The organism is Pseudomonas peli (assembly GCF_050563605.1).
Taxonomy (GTDB): Bacteria; Pseudomonadota; Gammaproteobacteria; order Pseudomonadales; family Pseudomonadaceae; genus Aquipseudomonas; species Aquipseudomonas peli_A.
In genome coordinates, this window is the sequence record NZ_JBNXUH010000030.1 from 23,030 (window position 1) to 40,439 (window position 17,410).

Below are 17,410 nucleotides of genomic sequence, written 5' to 3' on the forward strand. Positions count from 1 at the left end.
AGCCACAAGTGGCCAATAGTCGCTATGAGTCCAAACGGGTAAGCCGCCAAGGCAATGCCCGCCGCAGTGCCTTCAGATGCTGACGCAACTGAGCCGCCGAAAGCGTTTGCCCGGCATAACGCTGCGCCTCGAACGCGGCTGCAAAGTTGCCAATCGCTTGCGCCTGGGCCGGCATCTGCAAAGCAGCCCGCGCCGCATAGTCGCGCGGACCTTCGCCGGGTTTGCGCGGCACGCCATGGCGCGCTAGCAAACCCTCGAAACGACGGAACAGCCGCTGCTGCACATCACGCTCTCGCTGCCAGGGCTTGAACAGCCAGAGTGATAGCAAACCCAGCAGCAGCGCCCCGCCACCGACCAAACCGATCACCAGCGACTGGGCATCCACCCGCCCCAACCAGCGCTGGAGAAACTCCAGCTGCTGCTGGCTCTGGTAGCCCAACACCCAACGTTGCCAGCCGTAATTGATATTGTCCCAGGCCAGGCGCAACTCATTCAGCCAACTGAGGTTGCGATAGCGCAACGGCGAGAAAGGCGAGTCTTCGAGAAAACTCTGCTCACCGGCCAGGGCCTCTTCCAGGCCCATATCGATGCGCTCGGGCGCCACTTGGAACGTCGGGTCGACGCTGACCCAGCCCTGCCCCTCTTGCCAGTACTCGACCCAGGCATGGGCATCAAACTGACGCACCTGCACATAGTTGCCAGACGGGTTGTACTCACCGCCCTGATAACCGGCCACCACCCGGGCCGGGATGCCCGCAGCGCGCAGTACATAGGTCATGGCCCCTGCGTAGTGGGCACAGAAGCCGCTGCGGGTTTCGAAAAGGAAATCATCGATATTGTTCTCCCCCAGCGTTGGCGGGCGCAGGGTGTAGGCAAAGGGCTCAAGGTTGAAGTGGCTAAGCAGCGCCTGCACCAGCTGCTCGGGCTGCGGATGCTCGCGCTTGAGCTGCTCAGCCCAGGCGCGGCTGCGCGGCTCGCCTTGCTCCGGCAACTGCAACGCACGGCGTAGGGTTTCTGGAGGCAGTTGCGGCTCGCGCAGCGCATCGGGCCAAGAGGTGGCCTGATAGATCAGCGAGCGATCCACCGGCTGCCGACGCTGCAGACGGAAATCGCTCATCTGCCGAGTCTGCTCCAGTGTGGTTTCGGCCACATCCAGGGCAAACAGCCAGCGCTGTGTACTGGGCTGCATCACGATGCTGTAACTCAGCGCTTCGCCACGTTTCTGCCACTGTGCGCCGGGACCAAATTCAGCGTAATTGGATTGCGACCAACGCCGCCCGTCGAAGCGATCCAGGGTCAGCGCGCGCCAGTACAACTCACTGCGCGGCGGCGTTTCGCCGTTGAAGCTGGCGCGAAACGCCAGGGCAGCGGAGCGGCTCAGGTCGGCAATATCAGCCGGAGCCATGCTATCCGAGAGGCCCGTGGTGGCCTTGTCATTCGGTACCGGCAAGGACCATAACGGGCCCATGCGCGGGAAGAACACAAACAGCAGCAACATCACCGGCAGCGCCTGCAGCAGCAGCCCGCCGGCCAGACGCGCGGTCGGCCACGGCTGCGCGGCCAGGCTGCTCTGCTGCAAACCAATCAGGGCGGCGAGCAAGGCGGTGACCGGCAAAAGGCTGTAGAACGCCATCAGCATGCTGTCATCGAACAGGTAGGCGGTGACCACCACAAAGAAGCCGAGAAAGATCAGCACCAGCGCATCACGCCGCGTGCGCATCTCCAGCAGCTTGAGCACGAACGCCGCGATCAGCAGCACCACACCGGCATCCAGACCGATCAGGCTGCCGCGGGAAAGAAACACCCCAAGCGCTGCGGCCAACATCAAACCGCCCTTGGCCCAGGCATTCGGATAACGCGCGCGCATGCGGAAAATCTGAATGCGCCAGGCCGCGCTGCCCAGCCACAGGCCGATGATCCACAGCGGCAAATGACTCAGATGAGGAATGATCACCAGCACCTGCGCCACCAGCAGCCAGGTCAGACTGATCCGCGGAATCGCCGTAACCCGGCTCATGGCGCCCACCCGAATAGTGCCAGGGCACGCAAGCAGGCATCCCGGTGCAGCTCGCCGCTATCGGCGCCCAGCACCTGGCCAGGCAGGCTCAGAGCAAAGGGTTGCTGACGCTCGGAGAGCTGCAGCACCCAGTGGCAGAGCAGCGACAGACGGGTTTCGACATCGCCGGCCAATGCCTCGAAATCCAGGTACAGGTCACGCCCGGTGATCGAGGCAAAGTCCTTAACCAGCAAACCCTGGCCACGGGAATAGGCTTTCCAGTGCAGGCGGCGTTTGGAGTCGCCGGGCTGATAGTTCTTCAGGCCCTGATAATCGTCCACACCCTGCCCATGGGGGCGGCTTCCCTCCTCGTCCTGATCCTCGCTGACGCCAGCGGACAGCGGCAGATCACCGGGCAAGGGCCGTGGATAAACCAGTACGCGCTGATCCAGATCAACCCAGCTCCAGGCCACTAGAATGCCCAACGGAAAGCGACTCTCGACGCGCAGACGACCGGGGTGCAGCCAGCCGCGCTGCAACGCCGGCAGGTTTAGCAGGCACTCGCTCACGCCCTCGGCTGGCACATCCAGCGTCTGCAATTCGGCCGGCGGCCAGCCCAGGCTGACGGCCTGATGGGGCCGCTGGCTGCTTTCCAGACGCACGCGAAAACCGGCCGGCTCGCCGACAAACACCGCCGGTGCGCTGCCCGCCTTGAGGATCAGCCCGGCCAGGTTGCGGTAGGTGTGCAGAATGGCAACGACAAACACTGATGCCAGCAGAAAGGTCAGGCCATAAGCCAGGCTGTTCTGGTAGTTGATCGCCGCCAGCAGCATCAACAACAGCGCCAGCATAAAAGCCGCACCGACCCGGCTGGGGATGATAAAGATCCGTCGCTGATTCAGGCGCACGCTGGCGGCAGCCGGAATACGCCGGGCCAGCCAGCGGTTCCAGCGCGGTCTGAGCTGGGCGATCAAAGCGCCGGCACCTCACGCAGCAACCACTGCACCAGGCTGCCGGCGCCATGCCCGGCAGGGTCGGCGCGCTCGCACAGACGGTGGCCGACCACCGAAGGCAGCACGGCCTGTACGTCCTCCGGAATCACATAATCACGCCCGGCAAGGAAGGCCCAGGCCCGCGCCGCTGCCAGCAGCGCCAGGCTGGCCCGAGGCGACAGACCCCAAGCAAACTGCGGCTGGGTGCGGGTGGCATCGACCAGGCGCAACACATAGTCGATCAGCGCATCGCTGGCGCGCACTTTCGGTACTTCGGCCTGCAGCAGGGCCAGTTCAGCGTGATCCAGCAGCGCTGGCAGAGTGGGCAGCAAGGAGCGCCGTGAATCGCCCAGAAGGAGGGCTTTTTCCGCAGCCTTGCCGGGGTAACCGAGGGACAGACGCATCAAGAATCGGTCCAGCTGCGACTCGGGCAAAGCGAAGGTGCCGCCCTGGCTGACCGGGTTCTGCGTGGCGATTACAAAGAACGGCTCGGGCAGCGGCCGGGTCGCGCCTTCGATGGTCACCTGGCCCTCCTCCATGGCTTCAAGCAGCGCACTCTGGCTTTTCGGCGTGGCGCGGTTGATCTCATCGGCCAGCACCAGCTCGGCGAAAATAGGCCCCGGGTGGAAGATAAATTGTCCGGTGTCCTTGTCGAACACCGAGGTGCCGAGAATGTCGCCGGGCAGCAGGTCGGAGGTGAACTGAATGCGCTGAAAGCTTAAGCCCAGCACCTTGGCCAGGGCATGACTGAGGGTGGTTTTGCCCATGCCGGGCAAGTCTTCGATCAGCAGATGACCACGCGCCAGCAGGCAGGTCATGGCCAGGCGGACCTGTGGTTCCTTACCCAGTACCACCTGATTGACCGAATCCAGGCAGGCATCTAGTTTCGTGCGCATCGCTCACTCCTTATTGCTAGTGGCTCGATGCTACTGGGCCGCACGGGGTCGGCAAAGAGCAAAGTTACCTTTGCTCACGAAACTGTGCAGGCAGCCTGCAGTTTTACAAATGAGGAGCGCGCTTTGCGTCGCTTAGCGCGGGTAGGCGTGGCCGAGGGCAGCCACGCCCGGAGCTTCAAGTGGGACGGCGCATCTCGAAGGTATCGCGGGTTCGGCTATAGGCGATGCCGCCCAGGCGCCCGACCACATCAAGCTTGTACGGATCGATGCGGCCCTGCTCATTGAGCACCGCATCGTCGATATGTGCCAACAGCACCTCGGCGAAGATCAGATGGCAATTGGGCTTATCCGCTGGGTAGGCCTGAATCTGCGCCACCCGGCATTCAAAGGCCACCGCAGCGCCAGCGACGCGAGGCGGAGCAACCCGCTGCGAGGCCACACTGGCGATGCCGCACTGCTCGAACTCGCTGATGCCATACGGCAACACCGCCGCACTGGCATTCATCGCCTCGGTCTGGGCGAAGGACACCAGCTGAATCACCAGCTCGCCGCTGGCCTGCACATTCAGTAAGGTATCCTTGAGGTCGCCATCGGCGCGGTGATTGACGTTGACCATCAGGGTCGGCGGGTCATCGCTGATCACCTGAAAGAAGCTGAACGGCGCCAGGTTGCTGACGCCCTCCACCGACTGACTGGAGACCCAGGCAATCGGCCGCGGCGTGATAGTCGAGGCCAACCAGCGGTAGCGGTCGAGCGGCTCAAGGGCGTTGAAATCCAGTTGCATCAGCGGCCAGCTCGCGACTCACGGATATAGAAACGGGCACGTTCAGACTTCGCCGTACAGCCCTTGTAACCTTCGAACTGCTGCTGGGTTTTCGCCGCAGTCAGCAGCGACACCGCCTTGGAGTAACTCACCGTACCGGCAAACCCCTCGGCCTTGGCCAGATCCAACTCGCGCCAGGCAGCGTCCAGCTGATTGGCGCAGCTGGTGCGATATGCTGTTTTCCCCGCACAACCGCTTAGCACCAACAGCAACATGGGCAACACGATCAACAGTTTCATCAGGTAACTCCTGCAAATAGACATACGTTTGACTCGGTATAAGGACACATCGCCTGACTCATTGCGATGCATCAATACAGCCAGTAAGACGTGCAAAACAGACAAAAGTGCCAACACCCCAATAGCCGTCGCACTCAGGCCCGAATGCCGTGGATACTAGCAAATCGCGCCTTGGCGGCGCGCGGCACGGCGCGTATGTTCGCTGCATTAAATAGTTACGAGGAACATCAGGATGAGTAAGCGCATTGCGCTGGTATTGGGCTCCGGTGGTGCGCGTGGTTACGCGCACATCGGCGTGATCGAGGAACTGGAAGCCCGCGGTTATGAGATCGCCTGCATTGCCGGCTGCTCCATGGGCGCGGTGGTTGGCGGCATCTACGCCGCCGGCAAGCTCAACGAATACCGTGAATGGACGCAGAGCCTGGATTATCTGGACGTGTTGCGCCTGCTCGATGTGAGCTTTCGTCTCGGAGCGATTCGCGGTGAAAAGGTCTTCGGCAAGATTCGCGAAATAGTCGGCGAGATCAATATCGAAGAGCTGCCGATCCCCTTCACAGCTGTAGCCACCGACCTGACCAACCAGCAGGAAATCTGGTTCCAGGAAGGCTGCCTGCACCAGGCCATGCGCGCCTCGGCGGCGATTCCCAGCCTGTTTACCCCGGTGGTGCAAGGCAAGCGCATGCTGGTCGATGGCGGCCTGCTCAACCCATTGCCCATCGTCCCGGTGGTGTCCGCGCACTGCGATTTAATCGTCGCGGTCAACCTCAACTCGGCCCATCAGCAACACTACGAACTGCCGATCATCGAACGCGCACCGGCGCTCAAGGGCCGTTTTGATCTATTGATGAGCTCGCTCGGCTCACGCCTGCCTTCGTTCAAACGCAAACCCGGCGAAGACGACGAACTGCTTCTGCTGGAGGACAACAGCAACCCGCTGCAGCCCGAAGCCATCAACCCCTGGCAGCAGAACGCCCGCGGCAGCCTGGACAAACCCGCTGCACCGAAATCCGCCAGCGGCTCGCGAGTAGCCGACCTCAGCGGCCCCGCATCGCTCCTGGAGCTGATCAACCAGAGTTTCGAGGTGATGCAGACCTCACTGGCCCAGTACAAGATCGCCGGCTACCCGCCGGACATCCTGATCAACGTGCCCAAGCGAGTATGCCGTTTCTTCGAGTTCTACAAGGCACCGGAGCTGATCATGCTCGGCCGGCAGATCGCCAGCGATACCCTCGATAAGTACGAGCGCGGCGACCGCTAGAGACTTTTTACGATCTGCTGCGCGTCGGCCCTGCTGCGTTAAAAACAGGCTCGGCAAGCCGCTTGCGGCTAACGCGCTTTAGCGCGACCCCGAGGGGGCGAGTGAAACGAGTAATGCTCATGTACAAAAGTACACTCGTGTGCGAGCCCAGTCCGCGTCCTCGCCTGTTTTGCCTTGCAGGACTCTAGCTCGCGAGATCGTAAATAAGCTCTAGAACCTAGGCGGAATCGCGCAGGCGATAGCCAACACCTGCCTCGGTAACGATAAAGCGCGGCGCGGTGGGGTCGTCGCCGAGTTTCTGCCGTAGGTGGCCGACCACCACGCGTAGGTAGTGGCTGTCCTCGCCATGGGTCGGGCCCCAGATGTCCTTGAGCAGTTGCTGCTGAGTCACCACCCGACCGATATGCCGCGCCAGTTGCGCCAGCACTGCGTATTCCTTGCGCGTCAGGCTGACCTCGACGCCATCGAGGCTGACCCGGCGGTAGGCAAAATCCACCTGCAAGGGACCGCTGCTGACCGCCGCGCTGGCTTGCTCCACACCACCGGCCAGGCGCAGCAACACGCGCACTCGGGCGAGGAATTCCTGAATGCCGAACGGTTTGGTCACGTAGTCATTGGCACCGCCATCCAGCGCGAGGACCTTCTCGCCCTCGCTGGCGCGCACCGACAGCACCAAAACCGGCACCTGCGACCAGGCGCGCAGCTCGCGCAACACCTGTTGGCCGTCCATATCCGGAAGTCCCAGGTCGAGCACCACCAGGTCCGGTTTGCCCAGCGCGGCCTGGGCCAGGCCTTCCTGCCCCGTAGCGCCTTCCAGCACCTTGTAGCCCTGGGCCGTAAGGCTGATGCGCAGGAATTTGCGAATCTGCGCTTCGTCATCGATGACCAGAATGGTCGCGGGGTTTTGGCTCATCGGCTATCCATCACTGTTCTTCTTCCATCTGCGGCTGGGTGTGCAACGGCAAGTGCAGGGTCAGGCTCGCGCCCAGGCCATCCAGCCCTTCGCCCACCGTCACCCGGCCGCCATGGGCGCCGAGCATGCCCTGGCAGATCGCCAGGCCCAGGCCAGTGCCCTGCCCACCGCGATCACCCCTGGCGGCGGTGTAGAACATATCGAAAATCTTCGTGCGCTCGTGCTCGGGAATACCCGGCCCCTGGTCACTGACAATAAAGCGCAGTTCTTCGGCATCCGCTTCGATGGCCACTCGCAAACGCCCCTGGTGCGGGGAAAAACGCGCAGCATTCTCCAGCACATTGACCAGCGCCTGCTCAATCAACGCGGCATGCACATAAAGCAGCGGCAGCTGTTGCGGCACCTGTATCTCCAGCTGCAAGGCAGACAATACCGGGCGCAGGCGCTGGGTCGCACTGGCAACGATATCCGCCGGGGCGACCCAGTCACGCGCCAGTTTCAACCCGCCGTGGCCCAGGCGAGTCATGTCCAGCAGGTTCTGGATATAGCGGTCGAGGCGCTCGGCCTCATCGCGGGTGCCTTCCAACAGCTCGCGGCGATCCGCCAGGGGAATCTGCTCACCCAGCGCCAGCAGGCTGTCGATCGAGCCGCGCATGGCGGTCAGCGGTGTGCGCAGATCATGGGATACCGAGGCCAGCAGCGCGCTGCGCAGCTCCTCGGTCTGCCCATGCAGGCGCGCGGCCTCCAGGTCCTCCGCCAGTTGCGCGCGTTCCAGGGCCTGGGCCAAGGGCTGGCCCAGCGCCGTGAGCAAGCGCCGTCGTTCGGCCGGCAAGGCCCTGCCGTCCTTGGGACTGACCCCGAGCAACAACAACGACCCCTCTTCGCCCGACAACGGCAACCACCACCAGCGCCCGTCCGGCAAAGTACCGGTGCCCAGTCCGGCGGGCTGATCGTGCTGCCAGGACCAATCCGCCGCCGCCCGCTCCAGATCAGTGAGCAGGCGCTGCGCACCCGCCTCCACCTTCCACAGCGCATCCGGGCTACGCGACAGCAAGCTGACCTCGACGTCCTGCCACAGGCCCAGCTGCTGCATGGCCGCAGCCAGAACCGCCTGGCGGTCGGTGGCCGCCGTCAGCTTGCGCGACAGTTCCAGCAGTGCGCTGGTCTCTCGCTGCGTCTCACGCAGGGCCTGTAATTGCTGGCGCTGGCGGCTGGCCAGGTTACCGGTCAGCCCAGCCATCAGCAGAAAGAACAGCAGGGTCAGCACGTCCTCCTGACGGTCGATGGTCAGGGTCAAGGTCGGCGGGATAAACAGAAAGTTGTACGCCAGAAACGACAGCCCGGCGCACGCCATAGCGGGACCCAAACTGCTGCGCACGGCAACGATCAGAACCGCCGCAAGCAGGATCAGCGAGATATTCGGCAGTTCCAGCACGCGGGATAAACCCAGCGCCACGGCAGAGGCCAGCAGCGTCGCCAGCAACGCCAGCAGGTAGTCACGCCAGACGACAGGCTGGCGGCGCCGCGACAGGGCCGGGGTATGGCTTGCCTCGGTATCCAGCACGCTGATTTCCAGGCCCTGCCCCAGTTGCAGCAAACGCTCAGCAAGGCCCCGGCCGAGGTGCCAGATACGCCGCAGACGTTGTCGGCTGCGGCCGACCAGAATCAGGCTGGCGCGGCGTTCGCGGGCATGCTCGATCAGGGTTTTCGCCACTTCGCTGCCGCGCAGGCTGACCACCTCGCCGCCCAGGCGCTCGGCCAATTGCTGCGCACCCTGCAGGTAACTCAAACGGGTTTCATCGCGCTCGCCGCCGGTGTCCACATACACCACTGACCAGGGCAGATGACGGCGCTCGGCCACCCGGCAGGCATGCCGCACCAGGCGCTCGGCCTGAGCATCGCCGTCAATGCCAACCAGCAGGCGACCACGTAGCGCAGGCGCTTGCTGGCCCTGCTGGCGGTAACGCCGACTGAGGTCCGCATCGACTCGCGCAGCAGCCGTCTGCATCGCCAGTTCGCGCAACGCGGTGAGGTTGGTCTGGCTGAAAAATGCATCGATGGCGGCGCGCGCCTGCTCCGGCACATACACCTTGCCCTCACGCAGGCGCTCCAGCAGCTCACGCGGCGGCAGGTCGATAAGCAGAATTTCGTCGGCTTCCTGCAACACCCAGTCCGGCAGGGTTTCGCGCACCTGCACGCCGGTGATATCGCGCACCTGATCATTCAGTGCTTCGAGGTGCTGCACGTTGACCGTGGTGTACACGTCTATGCCGGCATCCAGCAGCTCCTGCACATCCTGCCAACGTTTGCTGTGGCGGCTGCCGGGGGCATTGCTGTGCGCCAGCTCATCGACCAGCAGCAACTTTGGCGGCTTGGCCAGAATGCCGTCGAGGTCCATCTCGCTCAGCGCCACGCCACGGTATTCCAGGCGCTGCTGCGGCTGTTGCGGCAAGCCGGTAAGCATCGCCTCGGTTTCCGCACGGCCGTGGGTTTCCACCACACCAACGCGCAGGTCGACGCCCTGGCGCAATTGCGCCTGCGCCGCCTGCAACATGGCGTAGGTTTTACCTACGCCGGGCGCCGCACCGAGAAAGACCTTTAGCCGGCCACGACCCTCTCGCGGCATCTCATCGAGCAGGGCATCGGCGCGTACGGCATCACTCATGCAAGTTACTCAGCTTTTGCGGGAGGCGAATTGTCGGCCAGCGCCAGGTTCAGCGCCAGCACATTGACCACTGCCGGCCCTACCAGAGGCTTTTCCACGTGCTGTTCGATCAGTCGTTCCAGGCTGGCCGCCGGGATGCCACGTGCTGCGGCGATTCGGGCGATCTGAAACTGCGCCGCTGCCGGCGACAGATGCGGATCGAGGCCACTGGCCGAGGTGGTCACCAGCTGCATGGGTACTGCGCCCTGGCCTTCAACCTGCAAGCGTTTGGCATCTGTAGCGATACGCTCAGCCAACGCCGGGTTGCTCGGTGCCAAGTTGCTCGCACCACTGGCCACGGTGGCGTAACCACCGGCTGAAAGGCGCGGCTGAAACCACTGCGCGCCCTCGAAGGGTTGCGCCAATAACGCGCTACCGAGCACGTCGCCTTGCTGATTATGTAACAGGCTGCCATTGGCCTGCGCCGGGAACGCCAGCTGCGCCACACCGGTAACAGTCAGCGGATAAACCACACCGGTGACCAGGGTCATAAAGGCCAGCACGCTAATGGCTGGGCGGATTTGTTTGAGCATGATAAATCTCCAGATTCTGTGTAGCCGGATGCAATCCGGGCCCGAAGTTCATCCGGGCTACGGATTGCGCTTGCTTAAACGAGGCCGACGGCCACCAACAGCAGATCAATCAGCTTGATCCCGACAAAGGGCGCCACCAGGCCGCCCAGGCCGTAGATCAATAGGTTGCGGCGCAGCAGGCTGGCAGCATCGGCGGCTTGTACACGCACCCCGCGCAGGGCCAGCGGAATCAGCGCGACGATGATCAGCGCGTTGAACACAATCGCCGAGAGAATCGCGCTCTGCGGGCTGTGCAGCTGCATCAGGTTGAGCGCGCCAAGCTGCGGGTAGATGCCGGTAAACAGCGCCGGGAGGATGGCGAAGTACTTGGCCACATCGTTGGCCACCGAGAAGGTGGTCAGCGCGCCGCGGGTCACCAGCAGCTCCTTGCCTACCTGCACCACGTCGAGCAGCTTGGTCGGATCACTGTCCAAGTCGACCAGATTGGCCGCCTCACGCGCTGCCTGAGTGCCATCGTTCATCGCCAGACCCACATCGGCCTGGGCCAGCGCCGGTGCGTCGTTGGCACCGTCGCCGCACATGGCGACCATCTTGCCTTCGGCTTGTTCGCTGCGGATGCGCTGCAGCTTCTTCTCCGGGGTGGCTTCAGCAATCACATCATCCACGCCCGCTTCGGCGGCAATGGCGGCTGCGGTCAACGGGTTGTCGCCGGTCACCATCACGGTGCGGATGCCCATGGCGCGCAGCTCGGCGAAACGTTCGCGAATACCCGGTTTGACCACATCCTTGAGGTGAATGGCGCCGAGCAACTGACCGTCACCGGCTACCAGCAAGGGAGTACCGCCGCTCTGGGCGATCTTTTCGATTTCACGGGCCAATACCGGCGGCACGTCGCTGCGCTCGATGCCCAGATAAAGCAGCACCGCATCCACTGCACCCTTGCGGTAGCTGTGGCCGTTGTAGTCGGCGCCGGACAGGCGCGTCTCGGCACTGAAGGCAATCGATTTGATCGCACTGCGCTCAGGCTCAACCATGGTATTCAACGCACGCAGGTATTCGACAATCGACTTGCCTTCTGCGGTGTCGTCCGCCAGCGAAGCCAGCAACGCCGCGTCGCTGAGTTGCTTGCCCGATACCCCCGGCGCTTTGTAGAGCGCGCTGCAACGGCGGTTACCGAAGGTGATGGTGCCGGTCTTGTCGAGCAACAGTACGTGCACGTCCCCCGCCGCTTCCACCGCGCGGCCGGACTTGGCGATCACATTCAGACGCACCAGGCGGTCCATGCCGGCGATACCGATGGCCGAGAGCAAGCCGCCAATGGTAGTCGGAATCAGCGTCACCAGCAGCGCCACTAGGTACACCAGCGGCAGGTCGCCGTCGGCAAAACGGGCGAACGGCTGCAGCGTCGCCACCACCAGCAGGAAGATCAGGGTCAGGCCGATCAGCAGAATATCCAGCGCCACCTCGTTAGGCGTCTTCTGCCGCTTGGCGCCTTCAACCAGGGCGATCATCCGGTCCAGGGTCGACTCACCGGGGTTGGCGGTGATCTGCACCAGCAACCAGTCGGAGACCACTCGGGTGTTGCCGGTGACGGCCGAACGGTCACCGCCGGACTCGCGGATCACCGGCGCAGACTCACCGGTAATCGCTGCTTCGTTGACTGCGGCGATGCCTTCGACGACTTCGCCGTCACCGGGGATCAGCTCGCCGGCCTCGACCCGCACGATATCGCCCCGGCGCAAGCTGCTGGCCGCCACGGTTTCGAACTGCTGACCATTCTTGCGCCGCGCATTCAGACCCTGGCTGCCGGCCTTGAGGCTGTCAGCGCGGGCCTTGCCCCGGCCTTCAGCGAGCGCTTCGGCGAAGTTGGCAAACAGCACGGTAAACCACAGCCACAGAGCAATCTGCACGGCCAGGCCGGTGGAGACCTGTGGGTTAGGGATAAAGCACAGCACGGTGGTAACCACAGCCGTTAGTTCAACCACCAGCATCACTGGCGAGCGCACCAACTGGCGTGGATCAAGCTTGACGAAGGCCTGACGCAGCGCAGGTTTCCACAACGCGGCTATCGAGGTTTTCGGTTGTTGCTGGGCGCTTTTCAGCACCGGTTCGGTACGGGCGTTCATCATGGTTCTCCCTTAGAAGCCCTGGAACATGGTCATGTGCTCGGCAATCGGGCCCAAGGCCAGTGCCGGCAGGAAAGTCAGGCCACCGACCAACAGAATGGTCAGGGTCAGCAGGGTGACGAACAGCGGGCCGTGGGTTGGGAAGCTGTTGCTGCCCACTGGTGCGCGCTTCTTCGCCGCCAGGCTGCCGGCAATCGCCAGGATCGGCAGGATGTAGCCGAAGCGACCGAGCAGCATGGCCAGACCAATCATCAGGTTGTGGTACGGCGTGTTGGCACCGAAGCCGCCGAACGCCGAGCCGTTGTTGGCCGCACCGGAGGTGTAGTTGTAAAGAATCTGACTGAAACCGTGGGCGCCTGGGTTACTTACCGAAGCAGCCGGACCAGGCAGGCTGGCAGCCAGAGCGCCGAATACCAATACACCAATCGGCATCACCAGCAAGGTGGCCACCAGCAGGCGTACTTCGCGGGCTTCAAGCTTCTTACCGAGGTATTCCGGGGTGCGGCCGATCATCAGGCCGGCGAGAAATACCGCGATCAGCACAAACAGCAGCATGCCGTAGAGGCCAGCACCGACACCGCCGAAGATCACCTCGCCGAGCATCATGTTGAACATCGGGATCATCCCGCCCAGCGCGCTGAAGCTGTCGTGCATGGCGTTGACCGAGCCGTTGGAGGCGGCCGTGGTAGTCACCGCCCACAGCGCCGAGGCCGTGGTACCGAAGCGGCTTTCCTTGCCTTCCAGCGAACCGCTTTGCTCAATCGGCAATGCGACCAACGCAGGGTTCGGCTGATGCTCGGCATACAGCGTGCCGCCCAGACCGACACTGAACAAAATCAGCATGCAGGCCAACAGCGCGCGGCTCTGACGCAGGTCTTTGACGTAATGACCGAAGGTGAACAGCAGCGCAGCGGGAATCAGGATGATCGAGGCCACCTCGAACAGGTTGCTCCAGGCCGTGGGGTTCTCGAACGGATGCGCCGAGTTGACGCCGAAGAAACCGCCGCCATTGGTGCCCAGTTGCTTGATGGCAATCTGGCTGGCTGCAGGCCCAAGTGGCACAACCTGATCGGTGCCGCCGATGGTGTGCGCAGTTACGTATTCAAGGAAGGTTTGTGGCACGCCCTGCCACACCAGAAACAGCGCCAGAACCAGGCAGAACGGCAGCAGACCGTAGAGTGTGGCGCGGGTCAGATCGACCCAGAAGTTGCCGACGCTATTGCTCGAACGCCGGGCGATGCCGCGACAGAACACCACCAGCACGGTCAGACCAACCGCCGGGCTGACGAAGTTCTGCACGCCCAGGCCAACCATCTGGCTGAAATAGCTCATCTGCGCTTCGCCGCTATACGCCTGCCAGTTGGTATTGGTGACGAAACTCACGGCGGTGTTGAACGCCAGCGTCCACTCCAACCCCGGCAATTGCTGCGGGTTGAGCGGCAAACTGCCTTGCAGCATCAGGATGGCGAACAGCGTCAGCAGGCTGATCAGGGTGAAGGCCAGCAACGCCAGGCTGTAGGTTTTCCAGTCCTGCTCGCGGTTGCTATCGACACCGGCGATCCGGTAGCACAACCGCTCGACCGGCTGCAGCACGGGGCTGAGCCAGGTTTTTTCGCCTTCCATCACACGGTACAGGTAACGCCCGATAAAGGGCGCCGGCAGCAGAACCAGGACGAAGAACGCCAGGATCAAAGTGAAATCGTAACTGTGCATATGCGCCCCTACGCCTGATCAGCGCGCAGCAGCGCAACCAACAAATAGATGAAAAGTCCCAAGGCCAGGCCTAGGGACACCCCGTCGAGAATGCTCATGTGTTTGCTCCTTGTTGCGGTGGCTACCGCTTGGGGCAAATTGTCGGCAACCAGGGCGTAAAGGAACGAGTGCGGGCGATGCCGCCCGGCATAAAGAAAGCGTAAAGATCGCGGGCCATGGGCAAAAAAATACGGCCAGGCGCCCTGCTTTACAGGTCGCCTGGCCGTATTTACCGCGCAGGCTACGCCGGTGGCGTAGCGCTGAAGGCGTTACTGAATGGTGCTTTCACCCTCGTTTTCGTCCAGCAGCGCTTCATCGGCCGGGGCTTCATGGCCCATGCCAGCCAGACCGCCGCCGCTGCTCATGGCCAGCGCCACGAACTGGTCCACGGTCATCTGCTTGCCGTTGAAGGTCACCTGGTCGTTGGCGTAATGCAGACTGGAGCTGATGTCCTCGCCCTGCAGCACCGCCAGCTCGCTGGCCACCGCCATACCGCTGGCCATTTCACCCACCATCGCAGCCTGCTGAGCAATCGCTTCCTTGTCCGTTTCCCCGGCCAGAGTGGCCTGCACGCCAATCACATCAGTAATCATCGCCTTGGACACCAGCAACTTGGCATCCAACTGAGCGATCAACTGCTTGGCCAGTTCAGGCGCTGGCAAGTCGAAGGACGCCGGCTTGCTCAGGTCCAAGCCAAAGCTGAAGCTGCTTTCGCCGTTGGCGGTCTTGAACGCCAGTTTTTCCAGAGCCAGGCCCGGTTTGCCGGCCAACAGTTTTTCCAGATCAGTCTTGAACAGCGCAGTCTGCTCGTCGGTCAGCTCCGGCATACCGCTTTCACTGTCGACCTTGCCGCTCTGCAGCAGCGTGCCGTACAGCTCGATCATCGACTGCAGAGCCGCCGCGTCGAGGTTCTTCACGGTCCAGAGCATCTGCGAGGAGCCGATGTCGTTGCCCTGGTAGCTGATCATGCCGACGTCATAGCTGTAGCGCGCCGACAGCTGCTGGTTGGCTTCGCTGGTTTCATCGCGCTGGACGAAATCCTTGAACAGGATGGGTGCGCTCTCGCCAATCTGCAGCTCGATCTGCTGCAGACGCACCTCGTTCTGCCCCAGGTAGAAATCGCTGATGCCCTTGCGGGTGTTGCTGGTGAGGTCCATGCCCTTGAACTCAAGGCGCATGCTTTCATCGGTAGACAGGGTTGAGGTGAGTTTGAAGCTGTCCATCACGCCGCTGGCGCTGATTTTCTCGACATTGGCGCTGCTGTCGAAGTCGATCTCCAGGCCGCTGAAGTCGATGTTGGTCTGCTCATCCAGCGCCACTTGCAGCGGTTGCACGCGCAGGTTACCGCTCAGCGAACGGTCATAACCGAGGCTGACCTGCCCCTGCAGCGGCGCACCGCCCTGGCTGCCGGCGAACCACTTCTCCAGCTCCGGGCTGCGTTCCAGCGCATAGTTGCTGGTGGCCATAACGGGCAGTAGCTTGAGGGTTTGCAGTCGCGAAAGTGGGAATGGCCCATGCTCGATGCGGTCGGTGACGAACCACTCGAAGTTGCTCGGCGATTCGCCATCCAGGCTGCCGGCAAACTGAATGCGGTAACGCGCGTTGCTGCTAAACAGCTGGCGCTCCAAGGAAACCAGTTCGATGGTGGCGCTGAGGCCCAGTGCCGGCAGGGTTTTGCCCATATCCTCGTTGGCTTGCTGAATCGAGGTTTCCAGCACCGCTGGAAGCTGCTGACCGGTATACCAGGCGCCTGCGGTGCTCAATGCGCCGAGAACGACAACTACGCCAAGGGCGCTGCCTGCAATTTTCTTCATGGGTAATCCTGCGTGTCCGTTACGTGTGTGGGGTCTTCCCTGCTGCCGCCTGCCACTGCTGGGCATGCTTGCGGCCTAAGGCGCGGCGTTGGGTTTGCGACCAACGCCTGGCTGCGGCAGCCGATAGGCGCCGCGAAGCGCAGCAAGGCTACCACTGCGGCCACAGGCGACCAAGACGCCGCCTGGGAAATTTGCCGAGAATGCCAACCGGCTCGAACAGCAGCACCGTGGCATCGAGAACTCAGCGCTGCGGCTTATCTACCGGCTCAGTGCTACTCACCACAATGCTTGGGGCTGCACTACCGACCCAGTCACTGAGCAGGCTGTAGGCCACGGCCAGCAAGGTTGGGCCGAGGAACAAGCCCATAAAACCGAACGCCAGGATGCCGCCGAACACGCCGAGCAGTACCACGATCAATGGCAAGTTGCCGCCACGGCTGATCAGGTACGGCTTGAGGATGTTGTCGACGCCGCTGATCACCAGGAAGCCCCAGATCAGCAGAAACACGCCCATGCCGACTTCGCCCTGCCAGAACAGCCAGGCCACGGCTGGGCCCCAGATCAGCGGCGGCACCATGATCAAGCTAAAGCCGAAGGTCAGCATCCCCAGTACCAGCGCACCCGGCACACCGGCGATGGTGAAACCGATCCAGGCCAGGATCGCCTGCGCTGCGGCAGTACCGATCACCCCGTTAACCACCCGCTGCACAGTACCGGCAACCAGTTCCAGATAATGCTCGGCGCGATCACCGATCAGGCGCTGCAACAGGCTTTCGGCAAACGCGGCCAGACGCGGCCCGTCGCGGTAGAAAAAGAACACCAGAATCAGGCTCAAAGCCAGCTCCAGCATGCCGCCACCGATCTGTGCACTGCGCGCCAGCAGCCAATTGCCGACCTGCCCCAGGTACGGCCGCACGGTGGCGAAAAACGCCGCACCCTGCTGGTCGATGGTCATCCAGAAGCCCACCAGGCGCTCGCCAACCAGTGGTACGCCGGCCAGCCAGGTGGGTGCCGGCGGCAGCCCGTCGACCTGGAAATCCTTGAGTAAGGCGGTGACATCTTTGATGTGATCCGCCAGGTTGAAGCCGAGCATCACCAACGGCACCGCCACTACCACGGTCCAAGTCAGGGTCAGCAGACCTGCGGCCAGCGCCTGACGGCCGCCGAGCAGGCGCGTCAGCACGCGCATCACCGGCCAGCTGGCAAACGWCAANTTTTGTTTTTTACATTTTTTTTTTTTTACAAGAGAAACAGGCCATGCGAGCGGGCTCGGTGCGTTGTGTGGGCGAGAAGGTGTGAAAAAGAGCCAGGGTAAAGGCCGCCCCACCCCCGGGCCTCCGCCACTACCACGGTCCAAGTCAGGG

13 protein-coding genes and 1 pseudogene are annotated in these 17,410 nt (G+C 62.9%); 1 reads left to right on the forward strand and 13 read right to left on the reverse strand.

Going from position 1 to position 17,410, the window contains the following annotated elements; all coding sequences use genetic code 11:
* Positions 1–22 precede the first annotated feature (22 nt).
* The 5 genes from ACQ4LH_RS20205 to ACQ4LH_RS20225 all read right to left on the reverse strand — a co-directional run bounded on the left by ACQ4LH_RS20205 (position 23) and on the right by ACQ4LH_RS20225 (position 4,946).
* On the reverse strand, positions 23–2,017 hold the full coding sequence (locus tag ACQ4LH_RS20205; protein WP_430698837.1) for a transglutaminase TgpA family protein: 1,995 nt from the start codon (positions 2,015–2,017) through the stop codon (positions 23–25).
* Positions 2,014–2,970, reverse strand: coding sequence for a DUF58 domain-containing protein (locus ACQ4LH_RS20210; RefSeq protein WP_430698838.1), 957 nt, complete (start codon positions 2,968–2,970; stop codon positions 2,014–2,016). Before ACQ4LH_RS20210 ends, ACQ4LH_RS20205 begins: the two co-directional genes overlap by 4 nt.
* Positions 2,967–3,884 carry an AAA family ATPase gene (locus ACQ4LH_RS20215; RefSeq protein WP_430698839.1) on the reverse strand — a complete coding sequence of 306 codons (918 nt, stop codon included), beginning with the start codon at positions 3,882–3,884 and terminating at the stop codon, positions 2,967–2,969. Before ACQ4LH_RS20215 ends, ACQ4LH_RS20210 begins: the two co-directional genes overlap by 4 nt.
* 175 nt (positions 3,885–4,059) lie before the next feature.
* A complete protein-coding gene (locus ACQ4LH_RS20220) occupies positions 4,060–4,668 on the reverse strand; it encodes a flavin reductase family protein (protein ID WP_430698840.1) in 609 nt (202 codons plus the stop codon).
* Positions 4,668–4,946: a hypothetical protein gene (locus ACQ4LH_RS20225; RefSeq protein WP_090253413.1), complete on the reverse strand. Its 279-nt coding sequence runs from the start codon at positions 4,944–4,946 to the stop codon at positions 4,668–4,670. Before ACQ4LH_RS20225 ends, ACQ4LH_RS20220 begins: the two co-directional genes overlap by 1 nt.
* Before the next feature lie 232 nt (positions 4,947–5,178).
* On the opposite strand from ACQ4LH_RS20225, the gene ACQ4LH_RS20230 reads away from it, so the two are divergent.
* Positions 5,179–6,204 carry a patatin-like phospholipase family protein gene (locus ACQ4LH_RS20230; RefSeq protein ID WP_430698841.1) on the forward strand — a complete coding sequence of 342 codons (1,026 nt, stop codon included), beginning with the start codon at positions 5,179–5,181 and terminating at the stop codon, positions 6,202–6,204.
* A 217-nt stretch (positions 6,205–6,421) separates the two neighbouring features.
* Here the strand turns inward: ACQ4LH_RS20230 and ACQ4LH_RS20235 are convergent, their stop codons facing one another.
* The 8 genes and pseudogenes from ACQ4LH_RS20235 to ACQ4LH_RS20270 all read right to left on the reverse strand — a co-directional run.
* Positions 6,422–7,117: a response regulator gene (locus tag ACQ4LH_RS20235; protein ID WP_090253407.1), complete on the reverse strand. Its 696-nt coding sequence runs from the start codon at positions 7,115–7,117 to the stop codon at positions 6,422–6,424.
* A 10-nt stretch (positions 7,118–7,127) separates the two neighbouring features.
* The gene (locus ACQ4LH_RS20240; protein ID WP_430698842.1) at positions 7,128–9,782 is read right to left on the reverse strand and encodes a DUF4118 domain-containing protein; all 2,655 of its coding nucleotides are present in this window, start codon (positions 9,780–9,782) and stop codon (positions 7,128–7,130) included.
* A gap of 5 nt (positions 9,783–9,787) precedes the next feature.
* Positions 9,788–10,354, reverse strand: coding sequence for a potassium-transporting ATPase subunit KdpC (gene kdpC, locus ACQ4LH_RS20245; protein ID WP_430698843.1), 567 nt, complete (start codon positions 10,352–10,354; stop codon positions 9,788–9,790).
* A gap of 74 nt (positions 10,355–10,428) precedes the next feature.
* Positions 10,429–12,480 carry a potassium-transporting ATPase subunit KdpB gene (gene kdpB, locus ACQ4LH_RS20250; protein ID WP_430698844.1) on the reverse strand — a complete coding sequence of 684 codons (2,052 nt, stop codon included), beginning with the start codon at positions 12,478–12,480 and terminating at the stop codon, positions 10,429–10,431.
* 12 nt (positions 12,481–12,492) lie between these two features.
* Positions 12,493–14,193 (reverse strand): potassium-transporting ATPase subunit KdpA, encoded by a 1,701-nt coding sequence (kdpA, locus tag ACQ4LH_RS20255; RefSeq protein WP_430698845.1) that lies wholly within the window; start codon positions 14,191–14,193, stop codon positions 12,493–12,495.
* Between the two features lie 8 nt (positions 14,194–14,201).
* Positions 14,202–14,291, reverse strand: a complete 90-nt coding sequence (gene kdpF, locus ACQ4LH_RS20260) for a K(+)-transporting ATPase subunit F (RefSeq protein WP_090253391.1) — start codon at positions 14,289–14,291, stop codon at positions 14,202–14,204.
* A 210-nt stretch (positions 14,292–14,501) separates the two neighbouring features.
* Positions 14,502–16,046, reverse strand: coding sequence for a YdgA family protein (locus tag ACQ4LH_RS20265; RefSeq protein WP_430698846.1), 1,545 nt, complete (start codon positions 16,044–16,046; stop codon positions 14,502–14,504).
* 241 nt (positions 16,047–16,287) lie between these two features.
* A pseudogene (locus ACQ4LH_RS20270) lies at positions 16,288–17,259 on the reverse strand (AI-2E family transporter); the annotation flags it as partial.
* Positions 17,260–17,410: the final 151 nt, after the last annotated feature.